Raw genomic sequence first — 25,268 nt, 5'->3', positions numbered from 1 at the left:
GAGCCGATGCCCGACGCCGCTGACGACTACGTCGACCACCCGATCCGGTCCTACGTCCGGACGGGCGGTCGTGCCCGCCCGACCCACCGGCTGACGCCGGCGACGCTGCTGCTCGGCCACACCAGCCCGGCCGCGGCCCCCGCGGAGGTGGGCCGCCAGGAGCGCGAGGTCCTCTCCCAGTGTCTCGGCGTGATCTCCATGGCCGAGATGGCCGTCCATCTCGGCCAGCCGGTCAGCGTCTTGGCGGTGATCGCCTCGGACATGATCGACGCCGGCCTGATCGGCGTACGCCCCGACAGCGACACCGCCGCCGGCCCCTCCCGTGAAACCCTCCAGAAGGTCCTGCATGCTCTCAACCACCTCTGACGACGACCACTACCTGGCACCGACGGTCGTCGAGTCGGTCAAGATCTTGGTGGTCGGCTCCTTCGGGGTCGGCAAGACCACCCTGATCGGCTCGGTCAGCGAGATCGAGCCGCTGCGCACCGAGGAGTCGATCACCCAGGCCAGCGAGGGGATCGACGAGGTCGCGGCGACCCCGGAGAAGACGACGACCACGGTCGCGATGGACTTCGGCCGAATCACCCTGACCGACGAGATCGCGCTCTACCTGTTCGGCACCCCCGGGCAGCGCCGCTTCTGGGACCTGTGGTCCGGCCTCGCCGAGGGTGCCGCCGGTGCCCTGGTCCTGGTCGACACCCGCCGCATCGAGGACTCCTTCGAGGTGCTGGACCAGCTGGAGACGCGTACGTCCCTGCCGTTCGTGGTCGCGATCAACCAGTTCCCCGGGGCGCCGAACTACGAGCCCGACCAGATCCGCACGGCGCTCGACCTCGATGACGAGACCCCGATCGTCGTGTGCAACGCCAAGAACCGCAACGCCTGCGTCCGTGCGCTCGCCGCGCTCGTGCGCCACGCGCTGAAGACGCACTGACCCGATCACACGACCCGAACAGGCACCCGCGATGGCTCCCACCCGCACCGTACGTCTCGCCGACCTCACCGACCTGATCCAGGCGCCCGACACCGTCGGCCCGCAGGCTCGTGAGGTGCACGACCGGCTCCGCGCCGAGTGGGGTCCGGTGGCTCCGGGCGAGCTCTCCCCCGGCGTACGCGTCTGGTTCGCGATGGGCTACGCCGAGTTCAGCGAGGTCATCCGCAACGAAGAGGTCTTCTCCCGCAACGGCGACAACTGGAGCGCGGTGCAGGAGGGCAAGATCCTGCCGGACATGCCGATCTACCCCTTCGTGACCACCCGGCAGAACTCCTTCCACAACGACGGCGAGCTCCGCCGGCGGCTGCGCTCGCCCGTCGACCGGGCCCTCTCGCGGGTCGACGAGCACGGCTACGCCGCGAAGGTACGCAGCATCTGCAACGACCTCGTCGACGACATGCTCGAGCGCGGCGAGGCCGACCTGGTCCAGGACTACGCCGTGCTGATCCCGTTGCTCTCGGTCGCCGCGATGTTCGGCATGGGTCACGAGGTCGGCGACTCGATGCGCAAGGCGGCCCACAAGGTTCTCGGCGGCGGCCAGCTCGCCCAGGAGGGCGTCATCGAGCTCGCCGTCGAGATCGTCGACCACATCGCCAAGCGACGCCGGGACCCCCAGGACGACCTGACCTCGCACCTGATCGACGACCCCGGCCTGTGGGACGACAACGAGGTCATGGAGGCGATGATCGTGATGATCATCGCCGGCAACGAGCTGACCATCGCGACCATCACCCAGACCCTGCTGCTGATGCTCTCCGACGAGCGTTTCGCCGGCCGGCTGCGCGGCGGTCGCCTCGACGTCGACCAGGCGATCGAGGAGGTCATGTGGCGCGACCCACCGTGCTACAACATCACCCCTCGGTTCGCGCTGCGCGACGTCGAGCTCGGCGGTCAGCTGATCCGCAAGGGCGACGCGGTGGTGCCGTGCATCGCGGCGGCCAACGTCGACCCGATGATGACCGGCGGCGACCCGTGGCTGGAGATCGGCAACCGCGCCCACATGTCGTGGAGCGCCGGCCCCCACTCCTGCCCCGCCCAGCGGCCAGGCACGATCATCGTGCAGGCAGCCGTACGCACCGTGCTGGAGCGCCTCCCCGAGGTCTCCCTCGCGGTGCCCGCCGACCAGGTCGAGCGCAACACCGACTCGCTCTCCTACCGCTACCCGACCTCGATGCCGGTGACGTTCGTCCGCACCCTGACCTGAACGCCGGAGCTCGTAGCTCCAGCAGGTCAGGCGAGCGAGACCAGGTCGGCGTACTCCTCGTTCCACAGGTCCTCGACGCCGTCGGGGAGGATGAGCACCTTGTCGGGCTCGAGCGCGTGCACGGCGCCCTCGTCGTGGGTGACCAGCACGATCGCGCCCTCGTAGCGGCGGATAGCGTTGAGCACCTCCTCGCGGGAGGCCGGGTCGAGGTTGTTGGTGGGCTCGTCGAGCAGGAGCACGTTGGCCTTGGAGACGACCAGGGAGGCCAGCGCCAGCCGGGTCTTCTCGCCACCGGAGAGCACCCCGGCGGGCTTGTGAACGTCGTCGCCGGAGAAGAGGAACGCACCCAGCACGGTGCGGGCCTCGGTGTCGGTCAGCTGCGGCGCCGAGGACTGCATGTTCTCCAGCACCGACCGCTTGGTGTCGAGGGTCTCGTGCTCCTGGGCGTAGTAGCCGATCTTGAGCCCGTGCCCCGGCACGACCTCGCCGGTGTCGGAGGCGTCGACGCCGGCCAGAATGCGGAGCATCGTGGTCTTCCCGGCGCCGTTGAGACCGAGGATGACCACCCGGGTCCCCTTGTCGATGGCCAGGTCGACCGCGGTGAAGACCTCCAGGCCGCCGTACGACTTCGAGAGGTCGTGGGCGGTCAGCGGAGTCTTTCCGGACGGCGCCGGCGAGGGGAACTTGATCGCGGCGACCTTCTCCTGCTGCCGCTCCCCCTCGACGCCCGCCATGATCTTCTCGGCACGCTTGAGCATGCTCTGCGCGGCGGTCGCTTTGGTGGCCTTGGCGCGCATCTTGTTGGCCTGGTCGGTGAGCGTCTTGGCCTTGTTCTGCGCGTTCATCAGCTCGCGCTTGCGCCGGGCCTCGTCGGTCTCGCGCTGGGTCAGGTACTGCTTCCACGGCATGTTGTAGATGTCGATCACCTCACGGTTGCCGTCGAGGTGGAAGACCTTGTTGACCGTCTGGGCGAGCAGGTCGTTGTCGTGGGAGATCACGATGAAGCCGCCCTTGTAGGACTTCATCCAGTCGCGCAGCCAGATGATCGAGTCGGCGTCGAGGTGGTTGGTCGGCTCGTCGAGGATCAGCACCTCGGCGCTGGAGAAGAGGATCCGCGCCAGCTCGACCCGGCGGCGCTGGCCGCCGGAGAGGGTCTTGAGCGGCTGGGTCATGATCCGGTCGGGGATGCCGAGCGACTGGGCGATCTGCAGGGCCTCGGTCTCGGCCGCGTAGCCACCGCCGGCGTCGAGCTCGTCGTGGGCGCGCTGGTAGCGCTTCATCGCCTTCTCGCGCACGTTCGGGTCCTCCGACCCCATCTCCTCCTCGGCGATCCGCATGCGACGTACGGCATCGTCGAGCCCGCGCGCGGACAGGATCCGGTCCTTCGCGATCACCTCGGGGTCGCCGACCCGTGGGTCCTGGGGCAGATAGCCGATCTCACCGGTGTTGGACACCGTCCCTGAGGCAGGCAGATGGTCGCCGGCGAGCACCTTCGTCAGGGTCGTCTTCCCAGCGCCGTTGCGGCCTACGAGCCCGACCTTGTCGCCGGGTCCGACTCGGAATGTGACGTTCTCCATCAAAAGTCTGGCGCCGACGCGGACTTCTAGGTCATGGGCAGTGATCATCTCCGTCACTAGTGTATGGGCGGGGCACTCGGTCCCACACATCACCACCTCCAGGGGGACAAGATGCGGTTCAACCCGAAGGCCAGACTCGACACCAGCCGGACCTCCGGCGGGGGCGGCGGTGGCGGGTTCGGTGGTGGCGGTGGCGGCCGGATCCCGATCCCCGGAGGCAAGGCGAGCGGCGGCATCGGCACCGTCATCCTGCTCCTGGTCTTCTTCCTCGTCACCCAGTGCATGGGCGTCGGGCCGCAGGTCCTCGGCGACAGCGGGAGTTCGACGTCGGTCGGCACCGGCACCTTCGGCGGTCTGCAAGCAGCCGACGGCGGCGAGACCGGCGACTTCGGGTCGTGCCGGACCGGCGAGGACGCCAACAACGACGAGAACTGCGCCTTCGTCGCCCTCGAGAACTCGATGACCGGCTACTGGGACTCCCAGCCCGACCTCTCCGGCCGGTTCCAGCCGGAGCAGGCGGTCGTGATCTTCTCCGACCAGGTCCAGACCGGTGGCTGCGGCTCGGCGTCGAGCTCCGTGGGCCCGTTCTACTGCCCGGCCGACCAGACGATCTACCTCGACCCGACGTTCTTCGACTCGATCTTCGAGCAGCTCGGCGGGCAGGACACCACCTTCGTACGCGCCTACGTGCTCGCCCACGAGTACGGCCACCACATCCAGAACCTGCTCGGCACCATGGGCCAGGTCCGCACCCAGCAGGGTCCGGAGTCCGACGCCGTACGCCTGGAGCTGCAGGCCGACTGCTACGCTGGCATGTGGACCGCGGCCGCCGAGGACGACGGCTTCGTCGAGGACATCACCGACCAGGACATCGAGGAAGGCATCAGCGCCGCCAAGACCGTCGGCGACGACCACATCCAGTCCCGCACGACCGGCCGCGTCGACACCTCGCAGTACACCCACGGCTCCTCCGAGCAGCGGATCGCCTGGTTCAGGAAGGGCCTGACCACCCCCGACTCGATCGCCGGCTGCGACACGTTCAAGGCTCGGGATCTCGATAACCCTTAGACCTCGCCGGTCGAGCCGGTTTCGTGAGGAACGAGCGAATCCGTGTCGAGACCAACACGGTCCCATCGCACTCGACTCGACTGTGTTGGTCTCGACACGCTCGGCCGCAGGCGGCCTCGCGGCTCGACCAGCGACAACCGTCACATCTCGAGCAGCGCCTCCACCAGCGGCGCCTGACGCTGCAGGTTCCGCAGGTGGGGAGCGACCGCCGGGTGGCGGAACTTGGCGAGCAGCGGGCCCTCCCCCGGCGTGATCCGGCTCAGCGCCCACTCGGCGCGGCTCAGCGCGGTGTAGACCGCACTGATCTGCGCACCGAGCCTCACCTCCTCACGGGTCGCGACGCCGGCGGGCAGCCCCAGGACGTACGCCTCCAGCAGCGGCTCGAACGACTCCCGGGCGTGCAGCAGATAGAGCCCGAGGTCACCACCGACGGGGCCGTGGCCCAGGCTCGACCAGTCGATCGCGATCAGCCGCTCGCCGTCGTCGGTGCGGCCGAGGAGGTTCTGCGGCGCCGGGTCGCCGTGCTGGGCGACCTGAGGCAGCTCGTCGAGGAGGTTGGTGAAGCGCCCACGCCGCTCCCAGAGGGTGTGGGCGATGTCCGCGGCGGTCGTACGCGTCATGGTCGGCCAGCCGCCGTTGTACTCCACCCGCGCGATCCGGTCGCGGAACTGGTCGCGCGCCAGCCAGCGCGCCTCGCCCAGGTCCGCGCCGGCGAAGCGGCCCATCGAGAGCGCGGCGAAGAGCCCGGAGTTGGCGGCGTCCTCGACCCAGTCGGTGGTCAGGGTGATGCCCTCGTCGTCCTCGGCGACGCTCGTACGTGCGCCGATCAAGCCCGGGGTGTCGTCGACGAGACCCGAGGTGGCGACGTCGGCCGCGCGCCGCCAGTAGGCGAAGTGGCGCCGGCGGCCCAGCTCGGCCGGATCGTACGTCCCCGGCTGCCCGAGCCGCTTGACCACGACCGGCTCCTGCTCCTCGCCCACGGCGGTGCGCCAGACCCCCAGCGTGGAGGGTCCGGTGCCGCCGGGGAGGGCGAGCCACCCTGGGTCGGGCTGCCACATGCTTGCCAAAGTAGCGCATCTGCGCAGGTCGCAACGGCACTCGCCGCCGGGATGCGATGACATATGCGATGACGGGATACTGACTTTGATCCTGGGGCCGATATGGTTGAGCCGATGTCCGAGACTGACTACTGCGAGCTGTGTGACCTGCCGAAGTCACAGTGCATCCATGGGCGGCCCCCGGCCCCGCCCGCCCCGGCTCCGCCCGCGAAGAGGGCAGCGAAGCCGACAACCCGGGTGCGCAAGACCACCACGAGCACGACGGCCGCCGCGCCGAAGGTCGTCACCAAGTCGGCTCCCCGCAAGTGGACTCCGCCGGCCGCCTTCGCGCCGCTCATCCTCGAGATCCTCGAGACCGCCGGCGGCTCGATGTCCGCCGACGACGTCCTCGACGAGCTCGAGAGCCAGCTGGCCGACAGCCTCCTGCCCGGAGACTTCGAGACCACCCCGGAAGGCGAGCTCCGCTGGCGCTACGCGGCGCGACGCGCCCGCCAGACGCTGCTGACCGACGGTCTGATGATCAAGGGCTCACCCGGAGTCTGGCAGCTCCCCTGAGGCATCAGCTGTCGGCGTTGAGGACCTCGATCCGCACCTTCTGAGCCTCCTCAATCGCCTGATCGAGCACCGCGCGGTTGGGGTCCTGCACGGCCAGCCAGGGTCCGGTGACCGTGAGCGACTGAAGCCGCCGATCCTCGAGCACGTCATCGACCCCGCCGTGGTCGCCGCCGGTCACGAGCGGGCCACGCAGCCCGTCGAGGATCCGGGCGGCGTGCTCGGCCGCCGCCTCGTACGCAGCGCTGGCCTGGTTGGCCCGGCGGCGGGCGAAGCGCTGCTGGCTCCAGCCACCCGCCTTGGTCTTGCCCTGGACGTGTCGGCGCCCGATCTTGTGGTCGGCGATCTCGCCGCCGCTCATCCGCGCGATCGCGAAGCCGCCCTTGCGCACCAGCAGCAGGCCCCACTCCCGCGGGGCCGCCGAGGCGGCGATGAACGCCTCGACCTCGGCCGGCCCGGCGTACGTCTTCTCGAACGGCAGCGCCGCGATGAACGAGGAGCCGTCGGCCGCGGCACCGGTCAGCGCACCGGAGTCGACCGCGAGCCGGGTCTGGCCGTGGCGCCCGGCGAAGTTGTCGACCCAGCGCTGGATCCGAGCGACCGGGACGGCGACGTTGGGCATGTCCGTACGCTACCGGTCCGGGCCGCTCAGCAGCCGAGGCGGCGCGATGTGGCGATAGGCGTCCTCGCAGATCTCGGCGACCTCACCCCAGTCGACGTCACCGTCGAGCCGCATGCCCACCCAGCCGCGACCCCCGACGTAGGGAGGCACGAAGAAGCGCTCGGGATCGTCACCGACGACCTCGGCCTGCACTCCCGCCGCCGCGGCCGCCCACAGATGCGGCTCGTCCCGCCCGTGATGTCCCTGCGGCCACAGCATCACGAACTGCTTCTTCACGAAGAAGCCGGGCGACCCATGAGTGACCTTCTCGGCACTCTCCGGGAACCCGAGGCAGATCCCCCGCACCCGCTCGGTCAGCTCAGTCGGTGTCATGGCCCAGCATCCGACCTCTCGGGTCAGTCCGGCTTCGGCCAGACGAGCTCGAAGCGCTCGAGGACGACCGGCATGTCGTCGGCGAAACCCCGGTCGTGGCCGGCCTCTTCGGTGAAGAACCGCTCGTGGACCTCGCGCCAATGGTCGAGGGAGCCGTCGCCCTCGCCCTCGGCCCGGGCGTGCTCGGCGGAGACCTCGTCGAACGGGACCACGTCGACCGCGGTGGTGACGACCAGCGCTCGCGGATGGCCGGCGCCGTCGAGGACGATGCCGAGCGTGCCGACGGTCGGGATCGGCTCCTCTGCGGCCTCGTAGTCCCACATCGCCGAGGCGGTCGCGGTCTTCACACCCTCGAGCACGAGCTCGAGGAGCTCGTTGGACTGTTCCGGCGTACCTCCGAAGGCCCAGGCCGGCGGCTGCAGCGCCTCCAGCGGCGACGCACCGAAGTAGCCCGGCGCGGCGCTGAGGTGAGCGTGGTGCTTCACGTCCTCCCAGAACGCGGCGACATCAACTTCCTGCTGGGTCTCGGTGGCAGGGGCATCAGGCGCGGGGACCGCAGCGTCGTCGCTCATAGGCGACACTCAATCACAGTTCGCGCTAGCCGTGCTGGGACTCGACGGAGGTGTGCGGCGCGGGTGACCGCGCGGTCACCAGGCGAGCCTCGGCACGCCAGCCGAGGTCGGCGTAGAGCGGCTCACCCATCGCGCTGGCGACCAGGAGGCCGTGGCCCGCACCGGCCTCGCGTGCGGCGGCGACGAGCAGAGTCATCACCGCGCCGCCAAGCCCGCGGCGCCGATGGTCGGGGTCGGTCCGGATGCGGTCGGCGACGGCGTCGGTGCCGATGACGGCGATCGTTCCGTCCGCGGCTGCAGCCTCACCCGAGCGCACCGTCACCGTGATGACACCGCCGTCGCGCTCCACCTCGGCGCGGTAGCCCTCCGGGAGCTCGCGGGACGCCTGGTCGGCGAGGTCGATCGACATCAGTGCCTCCTCGCCGTCGTCGGTGACCAGCCCGGCCTCGACGAACCAGGGACGTACGCCCTCGGGCGACTCGGCCACGACCGACAGCCATGCCTCGGGTGTGGCCCGAGCGGTGTCGACGAGCCCGGCGAGCGTGTCCGCGTCGTCGGTCGCCACCCACTCGACCTGGCGCCCGGGCTGTCCCACCTCGACGCGTACGCCGCCGGGCAACGTCGCAGGCCGCGGGAAGCCCCGCGCGTAGGCCCAGCCCCGGGCCCACCGGGAGACGAGCTCGGGAAGGTCGGCGTCCTGCGCGGCGGCAGCGAGCGCGATCTGCCGACCGCGGTACCACTCCCCCAACACCGTCGCGACCAGCACGGCGACGGCCAGGCCGAACGCCAGCGGGTCGAGGGTGATCAGCCCGATCACCGCGATCCCCACCGCGGCGATGTACCCGAACCAGATCCGACCAGGAGCCTCCACGTCCGCGGAGCCTACCCGGGTCAACCGATCCGCTTCCGCAACGTCGCCACCCCGGGTCCGTCGAGATCCGCCAGCGCGACCGACCGGCCGGAGAGCGCCAGCGCCAGGGCCTCGCTGGGACCGGCGACCTCCACGACCGAGCCATCGGCCGCCGTCCAGGACCAGTCCTGGTCGGTCGCACGCAGCGCAAGCCCGTCGAGTCGTCCGGCCGGGACCACCCCGAGCGAGGCCTGTTTGGTCGGCAGCCAGTCGAGCACCGCGCGCCAGTCCTCGAGCGGGACGTCGGTGTCGAGGCCGAGCGGCCGGGCGCAGTCGCGCAGATGGATGCAGTGGTCGGTGAACTGCCCCATCGGACCGACCCCGGGCGCCGGCACCCGCTTGGTGGCGTACGTCCTCAGCAGCCCGGACAGCTCGGCGACCGGCCGCCGCGCCTGCTCCTCGGCGATCGCGGCGGAGGCCCGGTCGATGGAGCCGCGGGCCAGCATCGTGCGCCACAGCAGCCGGCCGATCCCGACCGAGAACGGCATCGCGCTGTGACCCAGCACCTCCCTCACCGTCCAGGCCGAGCAGAGGCTCTGCGTCTCCAGCTGGGACTCGTCGAGGCCGTCGAAGAAGTCGGCGAGCAGGCGGCGGTTGGCGGCAGTGCGGGCGGCTACGTCCATGCCTCCATCGTGTCAGGCCGCGGCCTCCGCGGCGGCCTCCACCACGGGCTTCGTCCCCGCGTACACGTCCCGGTCGATCTCATCCACGCCGTGCGCGACCAGCAGCGCGACCATGGTGTCTCCGTTCACGTTGAGGAAGGTTCGCAGGATGCCAGTGAACCAGTCCACGGCGATGAGCAGCCCGGCGGCCTCGATGGGCAGGTCCAGGGACGTGGCCAGGAAGATGGCGACGACCGGGAACCCGCCGGGCACCGTGATCGTGCCGATGTTGAGCAGCACCGCGAGCGCCATCCCGAGCGCGATGTCGCCCGGGGAGAGCGAGACGCCGGAGGCCTGGGCGAGGAAGAGCACGACGATCGTGTAGTTGAGCACCGCACCGCACGAGCCCATCGTCATCCCCAGGCAGAGCGTGAAGTCCGCGACCCGCTTCGAGATCCCGAACTTCTCGACCGCGTTCTTCAGCACCGTCGGGAAGGTGACGGCCGACGAGGTCGTGGTGATCGCCACGACGGTCTGCTCGGCGAGCTTCGCGGGCAGGCGCAGCGGGTTGAGCCGGGTGACTGCGACGACCACGACGACGTAGAGGGCGAAGATGATCACCACGCCCGCCAGGGTCGCGCCCAGATAGGCGAGCGCGGTGGTGACCACCGCGAAGCCGACCCGGCCGGCGAGGTCGGCGAGGAGGCAGAAGACGCCGATGGGCGCCAGGAACATGACGTACCTGATCATCAGCAGGACGATCGCCTGGACCTGCTCGAAGAAGGGGAGCACGACCGTCGGGCCGTTCATCGCGGTGTAGCGGTTGAGGGCGAGACCGAAGATCAGGGAGAAGACGATGATCGGCACCATCGCGCCGGTCGCCATCGCCTCGACCACGTTGGTGGAGACGAAGCCGGTCACCGTCTGCTGCCAGCCGACCGCGGTCGCCGCGGCCGAGTCGGTCAGGGTCGGGTCGAGCTCGCCGTCGTAGCGCATCCCCGAGCCCGGCTGGATCAGCTCCGCCAGCCCCCAACCGACGAAGGCGGCGACCACCGCGAACGCCAGCATCCAGCCGAAGGTCGCACCGGCCAGCCTGCCGGCGCCCGCCCCGGTCATCGCGCCCGTCGCGACGATCACCGACGAGGCGACCAGCGGGACGATCGACATCTGGATCAGCCGAATGAAGATGTCACCGACGAACTTGAGGTTCGCCGCCCACTCCCCCACCACCAGGCCGAAGACGATGCCGGCGACGGCACCGGCGAGGATCAGGACGGCTGGGGACTTCAAGACCTTCATCGGGTCTCCTAAGCGTCGGGGACGGTGGCCCCGGACGCTAACGACGCCGCGTACGCCGCCGGTTAAGTCGTCGTCACCGGCACGTTTCCCCGACAAACCAGTGGTCCCGGCCGGGGCAGGGTGAATACCATGCATGTCATGCGCGAGACGACCATCTGCAACCACCTGGGCCGACCGGTCCAGGACGTGGAGTTTGCGCGCTCGGAGCCGCAACCGACGTAGGTGCTCAACCGCACCCACCAGGGCCGCTCCGATCGAATCGGAAGCGGCCCTTTCTCATGTCCAGCAGCATCACCAGGAGGTGAACGAGATGGAGATCATCACACTTGTCGGAGAAGGATTCAGCTCCAAGACCTATGAGCTGACGCTGAAGCACCCGACTCCGCGGACCGACGAGTGGGCCTGCGTGGGCGAGGATCCGGAGCTCTTTCATCCCGAGGACCTCACCCAGCTCGCCGAAGCGCAGGAGGTCTGCGCCGACTGCCCGATGCGACAGGTCTGCCTCGAGCTCGGGACCGCCCGGCGGGAGTGGGGAGTCTGGGGCGGTGTGCTGCTGGAGAGCGGCAAGCCTCGGGACACTCCCAGAACCCCCGGACGCAAGCCCTACAAGCGCAGCCAGGAAGCGATCGCAAGAGCACGGAGAGTTGCCTGAAATGACGTGGGAGTCCCGAGGTCACTGGGTGACCTGAGGACTCCCATGTTCGGGATCGCACCGAGGTCAGCCTCGAGCACGGCGGTCCGGACGCGCGTTCAGCATCCTTGATCTCAACCCGACTTCAGCTCCTAGGTTGAATCCATGACCTTCACCCACGCCGAGTTCGAGTACCTGACAGCCCACCCGCTCGGGCGTCTGGCCACGATCGGCCCCAACGGCGCCCCACAGGCCCACCCCGTGGCCTTCTGGCTGCACCCTGATGGCAGATTCGTCGTGATGGGTGGACCTGAGCTCTCGAAGAGCCAGAAGTTCCGCAACATCAAGGCAGACCCCAGAGTCTCGCTCGTCGTCGATGACCAGTCGGCGACCCCCAACCCCATCGGCCAGACCGGACGAGGCATCGAGATCCGGGGTCGGGCCCTGATCGTGACCACCGATCCCCCACTGATCCCGGGGTTCAGCCCCGAGACCTTCCAGCTGCACCCTCGCCGGATCATCACCTGGAACATCGAGGAGTTCGGTACCGCCGGGACGCCCCGTCTCGAGCACTTGCAGGGCTACAGCGCCCGCGACGTTCCTACCGACTGATCGCGGTTGCCGCCGGTCCAGCGTTCTGAGACCGCATGAGCACCGCCCTCACCTCAGATCTCTTGCCCAGGCCGCGATCGGCGAGGACGTCGGTGATGCTGAGCGCGGCGCTCCGCAGCCCGAGAAAACCGACGACACTCTCAGACGTTGAACCCGAGCGCGCGCAGCATCTCGCGGCCGTCGGGGGTGATCTTGTCCGGGCCCCACGGGGGCATCCAGACCCAGTTGATGTGCACGTCGTTGACCATGCCCTCCAAAGCCTGCGAGGTCTGGTCCTGGATGACGTCGGTCAGCGGGCAGGCCGCCGAGGTCAGCGTCATGTCGATGACCACGTTGGAGTGGTCCTCGATGTGCAGGCCGTAGATCAGGCCCAGGTCGACGACGTTGATGCCGAGCTCGGGGTCGACGACGTCCTTCATCGCCTCCTCGACGTCCTCGATCTTCAGGCTCGCGCCCTCGACCGTGGACGTACGCATCCCCTGCCACTCCGGGGCCTCGTGACCGTGCCCGTGGCCGTGGCCCGAGTGGTCGTGACCGGAATGGTCGTGACCGGCGTGGTCGTGTGTGCTGTGGTCGGTCTCAGTCATCAGTTCTCCTCGGCGACAGTCTTCGCGGCGGCGTCTTTCCACGCCATCCACGACAGCAGCGCGCACTTGATCCGGGCGGGGAACTTGGCGACGCCGGCGAAGGCGATGCCGTCCTCCAGAATGTCCTCGTCGGGCTCCACCTGGCCCTTGCCCTGCATCAGCCGCAGGAACTCCTCGTGGATGACCATCGCCTCGTCGACCGTCTTGCCCACGACCAGGTCGTTGAGCACGGAGGCCGAAGCCTGCGAGATGGAGCAGCCGAGGGCATCGTAGGAGATGTCCTCGATCTTGCCGCCGGTGACGTGGAGCCGCAGGGTGATCTCGTCACCGCAGGTCGGGTTGACGTGGTGAACCTCCGCCTCGAACGGGTCGCGAAGACCCTTCCCGTGCGGGTTCTTGTAGTGGTCCAGGATGATCTCCTGGTACATGCTCTCGAGGTTCGCGGCAGTCATCACTTGTCCAACTTGAAGAACGTGCGTACGTATTCCAACCCCTCGACCAGCGCGTCGATCTCGGCGGGCGTGGTGTAGAGGTAGGACGACATCCGGTTGGAGGCCTGCACGCCGAACCGCTGGTGGGCCGGCTTGGCGCAGTGGTGCCCCGCGCGGATGGCGACGCCCTTGGAGTCGAGGACCTGGGCCACGTCGTGCGGGTGCACACCGTCGAGCTCGAAGGAGATCGCTCCCCCACGCTTGGCCGCGTCGGCCGGGCCGAGCACGGTCACACCCGGCACGGTCGCGAGGCGCTCCAGCGCGTAGGCGGTGATCGCCTGCTCGTGGGCGTGGACGTTCTCCATGCCGACGTGCATCAGGTATTCCAGCGCTGCCCCGAGGCCCACGGCCTCGGCGATCGGCGGCGTGCCGGCCTCGAACTTGTGCGGGATCGGCGCGTAGGTCGACTTCTCCATCGTCACCGTCGCGATCATCTCGCCGCCACCGAGGAACGGCGGCAGCGCCTCGAGCGCGGCACGCCGGCCCCACAGGACGCCGATGCCGGTCGGGCCGACGACCTTGTGGCCGGTGAAGACGAGGAAGTCGGGACGCTCCTCCTCGGCCATCGAGGCCAGGTCGATCGGCAGCACCGGGGCGGCCTGCGCGGCGTCGACGACGACCAGGGCACCGACCTCGTGGGCCTTGCGGGCGATCTCGGCGATCGGGTTGATCGTGCCGAGCATGTTGGAGACCCAGGTCAGCGCGACGATCTTGGTCGCCGGCGTGATCAGCTCGTCGATGTTCGACAGGTCGAGGTCACCGGAGTCGGTGAGCCCGAACCACTTCAACGTCGCACCGGCACGCTGCGTGGCGAGCTGCCACGGAACGATGTTGGAGTGGTGCTCCATCTCGGTGGTCACGACCACGTCGCCCTCGGCCAGCGGCACGGTGTTGGCGACCAGGTTGAGCCCCTCGGAGGCGTTCTTGGTGAAGATCACCTCGTCGCGCTCGGGCGCGCCGAGGAAGCGCGCGACGGTGTCGCGCGCCCCCTCGAACGCCTCGGTGGCCTCAGCACCCAGGTGGTGCATCGCCCGGGCGATGTTGGCGTTGTGCCGCTCCAGGTGGTCGACCATGGTGTCGATCACGATCTGCGGCTTCTGCGAGGTGTTGGCGCTGTCGAGGTAGACCAGCGGGGTCTCGCCGCCGTCGAAGGTGCGCTCCAGGATCGGGAAGTCCTTGCGGACCAGATCCAGGTCGGGCAGCAGACCCTTCATGTCAGACCCCTGCCGCTACGTACTTCTCGTAGCCGTTGGCCTCCAGCTCCTCGGCCAGGTCCGGGCCACCCGACTCCGCGATCCGGCCGGCCACGAAGACGTGCACGTGGTCGGGCTTGATGTAGCGCAGGATGCGGGTGTAGTGGGTGATCAGCAGGACCGACTTGCCGTCGCGGGCGCGGAAGTCGTTGATCCCCTCGGAGACGACCTTGAGCGCGTCGATGTCGAGGCCGGAGTCGATCTCGTCGAGCAGCGCGAAGGCCGGGTCGAGGATGTCGAGCTGGGCGATCTCGTGGCGCTTCTTCTCGCCACCGGAGAAGCCCTCGTTGACCGAGCGCTGCGAGAAGGTCGGGTCCAGGTGCATCTTGTTCATCGCACCGTTGACGTCCTTGACCCACGTACGCAGCTTGGGGGCCTCGCCGTCCAGCGCCGTCTTCGCGGTGCGCAGGAAGTTGGCCACGCTCACGCCGGGGACCTCGACGGGGTACTGCATCGCCAGGAACAGACCGGCCTTGGCGCGCTCGTCGACCGACATCTCCAGGACGTCCTCACCGTCGAGGGTGACGGTGCCGCCGGTGATGGTGTACTTCGGGTGGCCGGCGATCGAGTAGGCAAGGGTCGACTTGCCCGAGCCGTTGGGGCCCATGATCGCGTGGGTCTCGCCGGAGTTGATCGTCAGGGTCACGCCCTTGAGGATCTCCTTGGCACCGTCCTCGGTGTCGACCGAGACCGTGAGGTCCTTGATCTCAAGCGTGCTCATGCGGTTGCGTCCTTCTCGATAAGGGTGTTGATGTTCTTGGCGAGCTCGGCCTCGACCGTGCTGGTCAGCTTCTCCTCGAGCTCGGGGACACCGATCTGACGGATCAGGTCGTTGAAGAAGCCGTGCACGACCAGGCGCTTGGCCTCGGTCTCGGAGATGCCGCGGCTGCGCAGGTAGAAGAGCTGCTCGTCGTCGAAGCGGCCGATCGCCGACGCGTGACCCGCGCCCTCGATCTCGCCGGTCTCGATCTCCAGGTTGGGCACGGAGTCGGCCCAGGCACCGTCGGTGAGGATGAGGTTGCGGTTCTCCTCATACGTCTCGATGCCCTCGGCCTCCTTGCGGATCAGCACGTTGCCGATCCAGACCGCGTGGGCCTTCTCGCCCTGCAGCGCGCCCTTGTAGACAACGTGGGACTTGGTCTTCGGGGCGGTGTGGTCGACGAAGAGGCGGTGCTCGATGTGCTGACCGGCATCGGCGAAGTAGAGGCCGAGCGACTCCACGGAGCCGCCGGGACCGGAGTACTCCGCCGAGAAGTCGTGGCGCACCACGTCGCCGCCGAAGCTCACCGAGACGTGCTTGAGGTTGGCGTCGCGGCCGACCTTGGCATGCTGGGTGGAGAGGTGGACGGCGTCGTCGGCCCAGTCCTGGACGGAGACGACGGTGAGGTCGGCGCCGTCCTCGACGACGATCTCGATGTTGTCGGCCACGACGGCGGAGCCCTCGAAGACCAGCACGACGGTCGCCTTGGCGAACTTCTCCGCCACGATCACGGCGTGACCGGCGCCGGCGGTCTCCGAGCCGGTGCCGTGGTGGCGGATCACGGTCGCGCCCTCGATCACGGTGTCGGTCGGGATCCGCACGAGGGTCGCGCCGGTGCTGGCCGCCCAGGCCCGCGCGGAGACGCGGTCGGTCGGCACGAGCCCGGACAGGCCGCGTACGTCATCGTCGGCCGCCACGGTCTCGACGGTCACACCCGCGGCCGCCTCGACCTCCACCTTGGTCGCACCGTCGGCGAACGGGGCGTCGTCGTGGATGCCCTTGAGGCGCTTGAGCGGGGTGAACCGCCAGACCTCCTCGCGACCCTTCGGCACCTCGTGGGCCTCGACGTCGAAAGAGCCTTCGGGGTGGAGGTGGGACTCGACCTTGTCGAGCTCCAGGGCCTCCTGCACAGCTGCGGTCATCAGCCGACCGCTCCTTCCATCTGCAGTTCGATCAGGCGGTTGAGCTCGAGGGCGTACTCCATCGGGAGCTCCTTGGCGATCGGCTCGACGAAGCCGCGCACGATCATCGCCATCGCCTCGTCCTCGGCCATGCCGCGGGACATCAGGTAGAACAGCTGGTCGTCGGAGACCTTCGAGACCGAGGCCTCGTGACCCATGGAGACGTCGTCCTCGCGGATGTCGACGTAGGGGTAGGTGTCCGAGCGGGAGATCTGGTCGACCAGGAGCGCGTCGCAGAGCACGTTGGACTTCGAGCCGTGGGCGCCCTCGTTGATCTGGATCAGGCCGCGGTAGGACGTCCGGCCACCGCCACGCGCAACGCTCTTGGAGAGGATGGAGGAGGAGGTGTTCGGGGCGGCGTGCACCATCTTGGCGCCCGCGTCCTGGTGCTGACCCTCGCCGGCGAAGGCGATGGAGAGCGTCTCGCCCTTGGCGTGCTCACCCATCAGGTAGACGGCCGGGTACTTCATGGTCACCTTGGAGCCGATGTTGCCGTCGACCCACTCCATGGTCGCGCCCTCTTCGCAGACGGCGCGCTTGGTGACCAGGTTGTAGACGTTGTTCGACCAGTTCTGGATGGTCGTGTAGCGAACCCGGGCGTTCTTCTTCACGATGATCTCGACGACCGCGGAGTGCAGCGAGTCGGACTGGTAGATCGGCGCGGTGCAGCCCTCGACGTAGTGAACGTAGGAGCCCTCGTCGGCGATGATCAGGGTGCGCTCGAACTGGCCCATGTTCTCGGTGTTGATCCGGAAGTAGGCCTGCAGCGGGATGTCGACGTGGACGCCCTTGGGGACGTAGATGAAGGAGCCACCCGACCACACCGCGGTGTTCAGCGCGGCGAACTTGTTGTCGCCGACCGGGATCACCGTGCCGAAGTACTCCTGGAAGATCTCCGGGTGCTCCTTGAGCGCGGTGTCGGTGTCGAGGAAGAGCACGCCCTGCGCCTCGAGGTCCTCGCGGATCGAGTGGTAGACGACCTCCGACTCGTACTGCGCGGCGACACCGGCGACCAGGCGCTGCTTCTCCGCCTCCGGGATGCCGAGCCGGTCGTAGGTGTTCTTGATGTCCTCGGGCAGGTCCTCCCACGAGGTGGCCTGCTTCTCCGACGAGCGCACGAAGTACTTGATGTTGTCGAAGTCGATGTCCGAGAGGTCGGAGCCCCAGGTGGGCATCGGCTTGCGGCCGAAGAGCTTGAGGCCCTTCAGGCGCAGGTCGAGCATCCACTGCGGCTCGGACTTCTTGCCGGAGATGTCGCGGACGATGGCGTCGTTGAGACCGCGCTGTGCCGCGGCACCGGCGACGTCCGAGTCGGACCAGCCGAACTCGTACTTGCCGATGCCCTTCAGCTCGGGGTTGAGCTCCTCGATGGAGGTCATGTCGTGACCTGCTCCTTCTTCTTCGAAACTTCGCCGGGACCGGAGGATCCAGGAGGGATGTGCGTCGTGCAGACCCCGTCGCCGTGGGCGATGGTGGCCAAGCGTTGTACGTGGGTGCCGAGCAGCTTCGCGATCGCCTCTGTCTCCGCCTCGCAGAGCTCGGGGAACTCCTGGGCGACGTGGGCGACCGGGCAGTGCTGCTGGCACAGCTGCTCACCTGCGTCATGACCGTTGATCAGCGGCAGCTCCCTGACGGAGGCCGCATAGCCGTTGGCCGTGAACACGTTCGCGAGCACCTGCGCGGGACTGAGGTCGGTCTCGCTGGCGGCGATCCGGTCCAGTCCCTGCTTGATGAACGCCGCGCGGCGCTCCGCGAATTCCCGCACGGCCTCCTCGCCGGCCACCTCGGAGAGGAACCGCAGCGCCTCGACCGCCAGGTCGTCGTACTTCTTCTCGAAGCCGTCCCGACCCTGGTCGGTGAGCGCGAAGAGCTTGGCCGGACGGCCCCGCCCACGCGTAGACGCGGTGCGCGGCTCACGCTGCTCCACCGCCTCCTCCTCGGCCAGGGCGTCCAGGTGGCGCCGGACTGCGGCCGGGGTGAGATCGAGCCGCTTGGCCAGCGTCGCAGCGGTCTGCGGACCGTCGACGAGCAGCGACCGAGCGACCCGCTGGCGGGTGCTCTCCTCGCTGGTCTCTGCGCTGTGCCCATTCTTGGGCAGAGTGCTCTCGTCGAATTTCACAACACCATTGTGACGTTATTCCCCCGAGGGATTCAACGAAGGCAACCCTTACTAGCCTGCAGGGCGGCGACGACGTGTTGTACGTCACCCCCGCACCCCGCTCAGCGGCGAGTCACCGATCAGCCCGTCGGCATCCCGTCGAGGGTCGGGGAGGCGAGAGCGGCAACGCCGACGAAGACGGTGTCGGGCGGCAGCCAACGGGTGCCGCGGTCGGAGCGGAGGACCGCGCGACCGCGTTCGAGGTCGAAGATGCCGACCCGGGTGCGGCCGCCGGAGCGCACGACCGCCACCTCACCGCGCCTGGGTCGGCGCGGGTTGATCACCAGGTCGGAGCCGGGCGGCAGGCCGCGGGAGGTGAGGTGCGCGCCGACGAGACGGTGGACCTGCTTCCCGTCCTCCGGCACAGGCGCGGGCGATCGTCTGGCGGGCACGGGCACCGCATCGAGAGCGATATCGAACGGCAGCGGTACGTCGCTCCTGGACACACCCCCAGTCGATCTCATGTTCGAAAGCGTACCGGTCGGCGACGGCACACGGAACCGCCTGGGACCGCGGACTCGCCCGGGCCTCCTGCTCGCCACCTGTCACTCCGGTCCGGAAGACTGTGACCCATGACCGTCAACGACCCCACGGACTGGGAGACCGCCTACGTCCGCGGCACGACCGGCTGGGACCTCGGCACTCCCCTGATCTACATCCAGGAGGACCCGGCACTGTTAGGCGAGCCCGGCAGCGCCTTCGCACCCGGCGCCGGCCGGGGACACGATGCGGCGGGGTTGGCGGCTGCCGGATGGCGTACGACGGTTGTCGACATCTCGCCGACGGCGGCCGCCCACGCAGCAGAGCACTACCCGGAACTCACCTACGTGGTCGGCGACGCACTCGACGTCGACACCGTCCTGGACGCGACCGGCGGGCCGGTCGACCTGATGTGGGACCACACCTTCTTCTGCGCGCTGCCGCCCGCCTGGCGAGGCCGCGTCGGCGACCTGGCCCGCGCGGTCGTACGCCCGGGCGGGCGGGTCGCGTCAGGGGTCTTCCCGGTCGACCGGCCGAGCGATGAAGCGGGCCCGCCATGGACGTACGTCCCCGAGGACATGACCCGCGCCCTCGGCTCGGACTTCGACCTCGTCCACCTCTCCGAGCCGCGCCGACTGAACCCACGGATGCCGTGGAGCCACCGCCTCGGGATCTGGCAGCGCCGCTGACCCGCCCGAGGGTTGTGAAGCCGAGAGTGACCTATGGACCACTCTCGGCTTCACAACCTCAGCCCTTCACGCACAGCAGCGTGCGCAGCCGGGCCTCCACCGAGACCAGGTCGGTCTGCGCCTCGATGACGCTCTCCAGCGACTTGTACGCTCCCGGGATCTCGTCGACGACACCGGCGTCCTTGCGGCACTCGACACCCTCGGTCTGCACGGCGAGGTCGGCGACGGTGAAGGTCTTCTTCGCCTTCGTGCGCGACATCCGCCGGCCCGCGCCGTGGGAGGCGGAGCAGTAGGAGGTCTCGTTGCCGAGGCCGCGTACGACGTACGAGCCGGTGCCCATCGACCCCGGGATCAGCCCGAACTCGTCGGACTTGGCCGAGATCGCGCCCTTGCGGGTGACCACCAGGTCGACGCCGTCATAGGTCTCCCGGGCGACGTAGTTGTGGTGGGCGTTGACCTCCTGGCCCCACACGACTGCCGGGAAGAACCCGGCGAACACCGCCTTGACCGTGGCCATCATGATCCGCCGGTTGAGCTTGGCGTAGTCCTGGGCCCAGTAGAGGTCGTGCAGGTAGGCGTCCATCTCCGTGGTCCCGGCCAGGAAGACCGCCAGGTCACGGTCTGGCAGGCCGAGGTTGTGCTCGAGCCCCTTGGCCGCGTAGATGTGCCGCTCGGCGATCTCCTTGCCGATGTTGCGGGACCCGCTGTGCAGCATCAGCCACACGACACCGTCGTCATCAGACGTCACCTCGATGAAGTGATTTCCGCCGCCGAGCGATCCGCACTGCGCGACCGCCCGCTTGTGCCGGTCGTCCAGCTTCGGGGCTCGCAGGTCCTCGAAGCCGCCGAAGAGCTTGTCGAAGGCGACCTTGAGCCGCAGGTCCTTGCGGACGACACCGGCCTGACCGTCGTTGGCCTGGAAGCCGACCGGGACCGCCTCCTCGATCGCCGACCGCAGCGCGCCGAGGTCGTCGGGCAGGTCGCTGGTCGTGACGGAGGTCTTGACCGCCATCATCCCGCAGCCGATGTCGACACCGACCGCGCTCGGCGAGACTGCGTCCTTCATGGCAACGACGGAGCCGACCGTGGCGCCCTTGCCGAGGTGGACGTCGGGCATGACACGTACGCCGTGCACCCACGGCAGCTTGGAGATGTTGCGCAGCTGGTCCTGGGCAGCGTGCTCGATCTCGTGCGGGCGGGCCCACATCAGGGTCTCGGCCTTGGCGCCGGCCAGGGCGATCGGGAACTCGTTCGTCATCTCTTTCTCTCCTTCGACAGGGCCGGGGCATGCGAAAGGGCCGCTCCGGCCGGGGTTCGTGCGGCGGGAGCGGCCCTTTCAGGACGGCGCTGTGGCTCAGCGCGTCGGCGGCTCCTGGCCGATGCGGTCCGAGCGGAGGTCGGAGCGCAGGCAGGCTTCGCTCGCCAGACCGGGGTTCCCGGCGGCGGAGCGGATCTCGACCGACCTGCGCATGCTCATCTCCTCGTGGTGTGCCTGTGTGTCGGAAACGGTAGTCAGCGGCGTACGTCTGGTGCCACTGGTTTACGCCAGGCGGGCGGGGAAGCCGCCGGTGGCGACCGGGCCCCAGCGCTTCGGGGTGATCCGGAGGAGGGACTTGCCCTGGTCGACCATGGCCTGGCGGTACTCGTCCCAGTCGGAGTGCTCGCCGGAGATGTTGCGGAAGTAGGTGACGAAGGCGTCCAGCGCCGGGTCACCGGCGGAAGCGTCGAGGACCTCGGCATCGCCGTCGACCTGGACCCAGGCGCCGTTCCACTCCTCGGAGAGCACCATGACGCTGACCTGCGGACGACTGCGGGCGTTGCGGGTCTTGGCCCGCTCGGGGTAGGTCGCGATCACGATCCGGCCGTCGTCGTCGACGCCGCCGGTGACCGGCGAGAGCTGTGGGGACCCGTCGGCTCGGCCGGTCACCAGGATCATCTGGTGCCGGGGGCGTACGAACTCCAGGAGCCCCTCGAGATCAACGGTCGTGTTCGTCGCGATCGTGCGTGCCATGGTCCCCAGCCTGCCAGGTGAACCCGTCCGGGTCGGTGAAGGCCTCGCCGGCGCCACCGAGGACGATCCCATACGCCGCGGACGGGTCGATCGCGACGCCGGTCTCCTTCTCCAGGGCGTGCCGGGGGTAGATCGCGAGCTGAACGGCGCCGGGCGCGGCCTCGAACTCGGCGTACTTGCCGCCGAAGCTCCGCTTCACCCCGAGCCCGCGGTCGGCGTAGAACCGCTTGCTCGCCTTGACGTCGGCGACGCCGAGGAGCAGGACGATGTCGTCGATCTCCCGGGTGGCGGGGCCACGGTCCTTCTTGGCGGAGGTCGCGAGCTTCCAGATCGAGCCGTCGGGTGCCTGGACGATGCCGCCGTAGCCCCAGAAAGACTTCTCGACCGGCTTGAGCGAGGTGGCGCCGGCAGCGAGGGCCGAGTCGACGAGGCTGTCGACCGTGGAGGGCTGGCTCACGACCAGCGAGATCGTGAACGGCCGGCCGGTGCCGGTGCCCGGGCCCTGGCGTACGGAGATCTGGTCGGTGAGCCCGAAGGCCTTCTCGTAGAACGCGCGGGCGTCCGTGATGTCGGTTGCGTCGAGGGTGATGGTCTGAAGTGTGAACATGTCTCGACCTTAGGAATTGCGGGGCCGCTGGGGCTTCTCGATTCCTGACCGCCTTGTCTGTTGATCTCCTGAGCAGAAATTGTGTCTGAGACACCGCGTCATGGCCCTGGGGGCATCACGTCTCATCCCCGCGTTGGCCGTCCTTCGGTGGGAGTTGGGCGGCCAACGTCCTTATAGACAGCTAAGAATCCACAGGATCGCACCTACGCGATTGGGCTGGTGGCGTACGCCTTCTTAGACTGCCGCCGTGGATTCTTCCGTTGCCTCGCCCGCTGTCGAGGTACGCGACCTGCGCATGGCCTACGGCGACAAGACGGCCGTCGACGGCCTCACGCTGAGCGTCGCCGAGGGCTCGATCACGGCCGTGCTCGGGCCGAACGGCGCCGGGAAGACGACCACCCTGGAGACGTGCGAGGGCTATCGCAAGCCCCAGCAGGGCACGGTGCGTGTGCTCGGGCTCGACCCGATCGCCGACCGCAAGCAGCTGCTCCCCCGGATCGGGGTGATGCTGCAGGGCCAGGGCGCCTGGAGCGGCGTACGCGCCATGGAGATGCTCAAGCACATCGCCAGGCTGCACGCGCATCCGCTCGACGTCGACCAGCTGGCCGAGCGACTGGGGCTGGGCGAGTGCGGTCGCACCCCCTACCGACGCCTTTCCGGCGGGCAGCAGCAGCGGCTCGGGCTCGCGATGGCGCTGGTCGGCCGCCCGGAGCTGGTCTTCGTGGACGAGCCGACGGCGGGGATGGACCCGCAGGGGCGGCGTACGACCTGGGAGCTGCTGCGCGAGCTCCGCGCCGACGGCGTGACCGTCGTGCTGACCACCCACTACCTGGAGGAGGCCGAGGAGCTGGCCGACCAGGTGCACATCATCGACCGCGGCCGGATGATCGCCTCCGGCACGCCGCTGGAGCTCACCCGTGGCGGCGCGACCGCCACCGTGCGACTGGTGGTGACCAAGCCGTTCCCGCCCGGTGCCCGCGAGTCGCTGCGCAAGGCGCTCGGCGAGGACACCGAGGTCACGCTGCTCGACGAGCGCTCGATCCGGGTCACCGGCAAGGCCGACCCGACCACCCTCGCCAAGGTGAGCCGTTGGTGCGAGGAGAACGACGTCCTCCCGGAGTCGCTGACCCTGGGCCGCAGGAGCCTCGAGGACGTCTTCCTCGATCTCACCGGAGGGCTCCAACTCAGCGAGGGGATCGAGCATGTCTGAGGTGGCCACGGGGACCTTCACCCCGAAGCCCGGTGGCGCCCCGATCACCCAACAGGTGGTCGCCCAGGCGCTGATGGAGGCGAAGCTGATGCTTCGCAACGGCGAGCAGCTCCTGCTGGCCGTCGTGATCCCGGTGATGGTGCTGATCGGCGGCGTCACCGCCGGCAACGCGATCGACCTCGACCTCGGCACCGACCGGCCGCTGGTCGACATCCTCACCCCCGGTGTCCTCGCCCTGGCCATCATGTCGACGAGCTTCACCAGCCTCGCGATCGCGACCGGGTTCGAGCGGCGCTACGGCGTGATCAAGCGCCTCGGCGCCTCTCCGCTCCCCCGGATCGGGCTGCTCGCCGGCAAGGTGCTCGCGCTCGGCTGCGTACAGCTCGTGCAGCTCTTCGTCATCGGCGCCGTCGGCCAGATCCTCGGCTGGACCCCCGCCGCGGGGTTCGGCACCGTCCTCGCCTTCTTCCTCGCCATCGCGATGGGCACGCTGGCCTTCGCCTCGCTCGGGCTCTTCGTCGCCGGCGTGCTGCGCGCCGAGGCGACCCTGGCCGCGGCCAACCTCATCTACCTGCTTCTCCTGGCCGGCGGTGCCGTGGTGCTTCCGCTGACCGCCTACGGCGCCTACGGCGACGTCGCCCGCTGGCTCCCCTCGGGGGCGCTCGGAGAGGCGGTACGCACCGCCTTCCTCGACGGCGTCCCCGCCTGGCGAGACCTCGGCGTGCTCCTGATCTGGGCCGTCCTCGGCTCGACCCTCACCGCTAGGACCTTCAAGTGGGAATGACCACCACCGAACCCTCCACCGACCCGGGTCCCTCGGCCAAGGTCCTCGGCTGGCTCAGAGCGCACGCGTTCGAGCTGGCGATCGCCAACCTGGTCGCCAACATCGGGATCGTGGTGACCGGCGCAGTGGTCCGGCTGACCGGCTCCGGCCTCGGCTGCCCCACCTGGCCCAAGTGCACCGAGGAGTCCTACGTGGCTCACGAGGCGCTCGGGATCAACGGCGTCATCGAGTTCGGCAACCGGCTGCTGACCTACGTCCTGGCCGCGATCGCCATCACCGTCGTCATCGCCGTCTGGAACCGCCGCGGCACCATCCGCACCCTGGCGATCGTCATCGCCCTCGGTGTCCCGCTGCAGGGTGTCATCGGCGGCATCACCGTCCTCACCGAGCTCAACCCCTACGTCGTCGCGCTCCACCTGCTCGCCTCGATGGCGATGGTCGGTCTGTGCGTGTGGCTGCTCGACAAGATCCGCTCGCCGGAGCGTGAAGCCGCGCCGCGCAACGTACGCGTCGCCGCCGTGGTCACCTTCGTCGTCGGCTGGCTCTCGCTCTGGCTCGGCACCGTCGTGACCGGCTCCGGCCCCCACTCCGGTGACCTCGACTCGCGCCGCACCGGCCTGGACCCGGCCCTGATGTCCCACATCCATGCCTACGCCGTCTACGCACTCATCGCCGCGACGCTGGTCACCCTGTGGCTGGGCCGGAAGAACGCGTACGTCCGCCGGGTCACGATCGTCCTGCTGGTCATCGAGCTGGCTCAGGGCCTGATCGGCTGGGTCCAGTACCTCACCGACCTCCCCGTCCTCCTCGTCGGCTTCCACATGCTCGGCGCCGCCCTCATCTCCGCCGGCCTCGCCCGCGTCCTGGTCTCCACCCGCGCCCACGCCGCCTGACCAGCCCTAGCCGAGACGTCACGCACGTCGACCGAAGCGTCACGCACGTCGACCGAAGCGTCACGCACGTCGACCGAAGCGTCACGCACGT

Annotated in this window: 30 protein-coding genes; 11 read left to right on the top strand and 19 right to left on the bottom strand. The window is 69.1% G+C overall.

All coding sequences use genetic code 11. From position 1 onward, the window contains the following. Positions 1 to 6: 6 nt before the first annotated feature. From BLT25_RS01030 to BLT25_RS01020, 3 genes are read left to right on the top strand one after another with little or no spacing between them, the layout of a single operon-like run. A complete protein-coding gene (locus BLT25_RS01030) occupies positions 7 to 366 on the top strand; it encodes a DUF742 domain-containing protein (protein ID WP_091041066.1) in 360 nt (119 codons plus the stop codon). Then, entirely contained in the window at positions 347 to 934 is a 588-nt protein-coding gene (locus tag BLT25_RS01025) for a GTP-binding protein (RefSeq protein WP_091041064.1), read from the top strand. Before BLT25_RS01030 ends, BLT25_RS01025 begins: the two co-directional genes overlap by 20 nt. Positions 935 to 965: 31 nt before the next feature. Then, entirely contained in the window at positions 966 to 2,198 is a 1,233-nt protein-coding gene (locus tag BLT25_RS01020) for a cytochrome P450 family protein (RefSeq protein ID WP_091041063.1), read from the top strand. Positions 2,199 to 2,224: 26 nt separating this feature from the next. Here the strand turns inward: BLT25_RS01020 and BLT25_RS01015 are convergent, their stop codons facing one another. Continuing rightward, complete coding sequence (locus BLT25_RS01015) at positions 2,225 to 3,823, bottom strand: ABC-F family ATP-binding cassette domain-containing protein (protein WP_091042352.1); 1,599 nt, start codon at positions 3,821 to 3,823, stop codon at positions 2,225 to 2,227. A gap of 63 nt (positions 3,824 to 3,886) precedes the next feature. Here BLT25_RS01015 and BLT25_RS01010 point away from each other — a divergent pair, with 63 nt between their 5' ends. Further along, positions 3,887 to 4,843, top strand: coding sequence for a KPN_02809 family neutral zinc metallopeptidase (locus BLT25_RS01010; RefSeq protein WP_091042350.1), 957 nt, complete (start codon positions 3,887 to 3,889; stop codon positions 4,841 to 4,843). 140 nt (positions 4,844 to 4,983) lie between these two features. Here the strand turns inward: BLT25_RS01010 and BLT25_RS01005 are convergent, their stop codons facing one another. Then, positions 4,984 to 5,901 (bottom strand): phosphotransferase, encoded by a 918-nt coding sequence (locus tag BLT25_RS01005; RefSeq protein WP_091041061.1) that lies wholly within the window; start codon positions 5,899 to 5,901, stop codon positions 4,984 to 4,986. A gap of 114 nt (positions 5,902 to 6,015) precedes the next feature. Here BLT25_RS01005 and BLT25_RS01000 point away from each other — a divergent pair, with 114 nt between their 5' ends. Beyond that, positions 6,016 to 6,456, top strand: a complete 441-nt coding sequence (locus tag BLT25_RS01000) for a hypothetical protein (protein WP_091041060.1) — start codon at positions 6,016 to 6,018, stop codon at positions 6,454 to 6,456. A 4-nt stretch (positions 6,457 to 6,460) separates the two neighbouring features. On the opposite strand, the gene BLT25_RS00995 is transcribed toward BLT25_RS01000, so the two are convergent. Genes BLT25_RS00995 through BLT25_RS00970 form a run of 6 tightly spaced genes read right to left on the bottom strand, consistent with a single transcriptional unit; the run spans position 6,461 to position 10,830 of the window. Continuing rightward, entirely contained in the window at positions 6,461 to 7,075 is a 615-nt protein-coding gene (locus tag BLT25_RS00995; protein ID WP_091041058.1) for an acVLRF1 family peptidyl-tRNA hydrolase, read from the bottom strand. Positions 7,076 to 7,084: 9 nt separating this feature from the next. Beyond that, complete coding sequence (locus BLT25_RS00990) at positions 7,085 to 7,447, bottom strand: MmcQ/YjbR family DNA-binding protein (RefSeq protein ID WP_091041057.1); 363 nt, start codon at positions 7,445 to 7,447, stop codon at positions 7,085 to 7,087. 23 nt (positions 7,448 to 7,470) lie between these two features. Beyond that, the gene (locus BLT25_RS00985; protein WP_091041055.1) at positions 7,471 to 8,019 is read right to left on the bottom strand and encodes an ASCH domain-containing protein; all 549 of its coding nucleotides are present in this window, start codon (positions 8,017 to 8,019) and stop codon (positions 7,471 to 7,473) included. Between the two features lie 25 nt (positions 8,020 to 8,044). Beyond that, entirely contained in the window at positions 8,045 to 8,890 is an 846-nt protein-coding gene (locus tag BLT25_RS00980) for a GNAT family N-acetyltransferase (RefSeq protein WP_091041053.1), read from the bottom strand. 20 nt (positions 8,891 to 8,910) lie between these two features. Further along, on the bottom strand, positions 8,911 to 9,552 hold the full coding sequence (locus tag BLT25_RS00975) for a maleylpyruvate isomerase family mycothiol-dependent enzyme (protein WP_091041052.1): 642 nt from the start codon (positions 9,550 to 9,552) through the stop codon (positions 8,911 to 8,913). A 12-nt stretch (positions 9,553 to 9,564) separates the two neighbouring features. After that, the gene (locus BLT25_RS00970; protein WP_091041050.1) at positions 9,565 to 10,830 is read right to left on the bottom strand and encodes a dicarboxylate/amino acid:cation symporter; all 1,266 of its coding nucleotides are present in this window, start codon (positions 10,828 to 10,830) and stop codon (positions 9,565 to 9,567) included. 310 nt (positions 10,831 to 11,140) lie between these two features. On the opposite strand from BLT25_RS00970, the gene BLT25_RS00965 reads away from it, so the two are divergent. Next, positions 11,141 to 11,482 (top strand): WhiB family transcriptional regulator, encoded by a 342-nt coding sequence (locus BLT25_RS00965; RefSeq protein WP_176883514.1) that lies wholly within the window; start codon positions 11,141 to 11,143, stop codon positions 11,480 to 11,482. Positions 11,483 to 11,626: 144 nt separating this feature from the next. Continuing rightward, a complete protein-coding gene (locus tag BLT25_RS00960) occupies positions 11,627 to 12,073 on the top strand; it encodes a PPOX class F420-dependent oxidoreductase (protein WP_091041047.1) in 447 nt (148 codons plus the stop codon). Between the two features lie 140 nt (positions 12,074 to 12,213). Here the strand turns inward: BLT25_RS00960 and BLT25_RS00955 are convergent, their stop codons facing one another. The 8 genes from BLT25_RS00955 to BLT25_RS00920 form a co-directional block, all read right to left on the bottom strand. Then, positions 12,214 to 12,549, bottom strand: coding sequence for a metal-sulfur cluster assembly factor (locus tag BLT25_RS00955; protein WP_160028798.1), 336 nt, complete (start codon positions 12,547 to 12,549; stop codon positions 12,214 to 12,216). A gap of 110 nt (positions 12,550 to 12,659) precedes the next feature. Then, on the bottom strand, positions 12,660 to 13,112 hold the full coding sequence (gene sufU, locus BLT25_RS00950; protein WP_091041044.1) for a Fe-S cluster assembly sulfur transfer protein SufU: 453 nt from the start codon (positions 13,110 to 13,112) through the stop codon (positions 12,660 to 12,662). After that, positions 13,112 to 14,365, bottom strand: a complete 1,254-nt coding sequence (locus BLT25_RS00945) for a cysteine desulfurase (RefSeq protein ID WP_091041042.1) — start codon at positions 14,363 to 14,365, stop codon at positions 13,112 to 13,114. The genes sufU and BLT25_RS00945 overlap by 1 nt, the downstream gene beginning before the upstream one ends. A gap of 1 nt (position 14,366) precedes the next feature. Then, positions 14,367 to 15,125: a Fe-S cluster assembly ATPase SufC gene (sufC, locus tag BLT25_RS00940; RefSeq protein ID WP_091041040.1), complete on the bottom strand. Its 759-nt coding sequence runs from the start codon at positions 15,123 to 15,125 to the stop codon at positions 14,367 to 14,369. After that, on the bottom strand, positions 15,122 to 16,306 hold the full coding sequence (gene sufD, locus BLT25_RS00935; RefSeq protein WP_091041039.1) for a Fe-S cluster assembly protein SufD: 1,185 nt from the start codon (positions 16,304 to 16,306) through the stop codon (positions 15,122 to 15,124). The genes sufC and sufD overlap by 4 nt, the downstream gene beginning before the upstream one ends. Further along, positions 16,306 to 17,724, bottom strand: a complete 1,419-nt coding sequence (sufB, locus tag BLT25_RS00930; RefSeq protein ID WP_091041037.1) for a Fe-S cluster assembly protein SufB — start codon at positions 17,722 to 17,724, stop codon at positions 16,306 to 16,308. The genes sufD and sufB overlap by 1 nt, the downstream gene beginning before the upstream one ends. After that, positions 17,721 to 18,464 carry a helix-turn-helix transcriptional regulator gene (locus BLT25_RS00925; RefSeq protein WP_091041035.1) on the bottom strand — a complete coding sequence of 248 codons (744 nt, stop codon included), beginning with the start codon at positions 18,462 to 18,464 and terminating at the stop codon, positions 17,721 to 17,723. Before BLT25_RS00925 ends, sufB begins: the two co-directional genes overlap by 4 nt. A 119-nt stretch (positions 18,465 to 18,583) precedes the next feature. Then, on the bottom strand, positions 18,584 to 18,967 hold the full coding sequence (locus tag BLT25_RS00920; protein WP_143033608.1) for a hypothetical protein: 384 nt from the start codon (positions 18,965 to 18,967) through the stop codon (positions 18,584 to 18,586). Positions 18,968 to 19,075: 108 nt separating this feature from the next. Between BLT25_RS00920 and BLT25_RS00915 the strand changes: the two genes are divergently transcribed. Beyond that, complete coding sequence (locus BLT25_RS00915; protein ID WP_091041032.1) at positions 19,076 to 19,672, top strand: methyltransferase domain-containing protein; 597 nt, start codon at positions 19,076 to 19,078, stop codon at positions 19,670 to 19,672. A 58-nt stretch (positions 19,673 to 19,730) separates the two neighbouring features. Here BLT25_RS00915 and BLT25_RS00910 read toward each other — a convergent pair whose 3' ends face one another. From BLT25_RS00910 to BLT25_RS00900, 3 genes are all read right to left on the bottom strand, one after another. After that, entirely contained in the window at positions 19,731 to 20,930 is a 1,200-nt protein-coding gene (locus tag BLT25_RS00910; protein ID WP_091041030.1) for an RtcB family protein, read from the bottom strand. A gap of 282 nt (positions 20,931 to 21,212) precedes the next feature. Then, positions 21,213 to 21,683: a PPOX class F420-dependent oxidoreductase gene (locus tag BLT25_RS00905; protein ID WP_091041028.1), complete on the bottom strand. Its 471-nt coding sequence runs from the start codon at positions 21,681 to 21,683 to the stop codon at positions 21,213 to 21,215. Continuing rightward, a complete protein-coding gene (locus BLT25_RS00900; protein WP_091041027.1) occupies positions 21,649 to 22,290 on the bottom strand; it encodes a VOC family protein in 642 nt (213 codons plus the stop codon). Before BLT25_RS00900 ends, BLT25_RS00905 begins: the two co-directional genes overlap by 35 nt. A 247-nt stretch (positions 22,291 to 22,537) precedes the next feature. Here BLT25_RS00900 and BLT25_RS00895 point away from each other — a divergent pair, with 247 nt between their 5' ends. Genes BLT25_RS00895 through BLT25_RS00885 form a run of 3 tightly spaced genes read left to right on the top strand, consistent with a single transcriptional unit; the run spans position 22,538 to position 25,177 of the window. Continuing rightward, positions 22,538 to 23,500 (top strand): ABC transporter ATP-binding protein, encoded by a 963-nt coding sequence (locus tag BLT25_RS00895; protein WP_256328390.1) that lies wholly within the window; start codon positions 22,538 to 22,540, stop codon positions 23,498 to 23,500. Beyond that, the gene (locus BLT25_RS00890; RefSeq protein WP_091041024.1) at positions 23,493 to 24,284 is read left to right on the top strand and encodes an ABC transporter permease; all 792 of its coding nucleotides are present in this window, start codon (positions 23,493 to 23,495) and stop codon (positions 24,282 to 24,284) included. The genes BLT25_RS00895 and BLT25_RS00890 overlap by 8 nt, the downstream gene beginning before the upstream one ends. Then, positions 24,281 to 25,177, top strand: coding sequence for a COX15/CtaA family protein (locus tag BLT25_RS00885; protein WP_256328389.1), 897 nt, complete (start codon positions 24,281 to 24,283; stop codon positions 25,175 to 25,177). The genes BLT25_RS00890 and BLT25_RS00885 overlap by 4 nt, the downstream gene beginning before the upstream one ends. The last annotated feature ends 91 nt before the right edge of the window (positions 25,178 to 25,268 follow it).

Origin of the sequence: Nocardioides sp. YR527, assembly GCF_900101045.1 — a bacterium.
GTDB lineage: Bacteria > Actinomycetota > Actinomycetes > Propionibacteriales > Nocardioidaceae > Nocardioides.
This window is presented reverse-complemented; position numbering and strand designations above follow the sequence as displayed.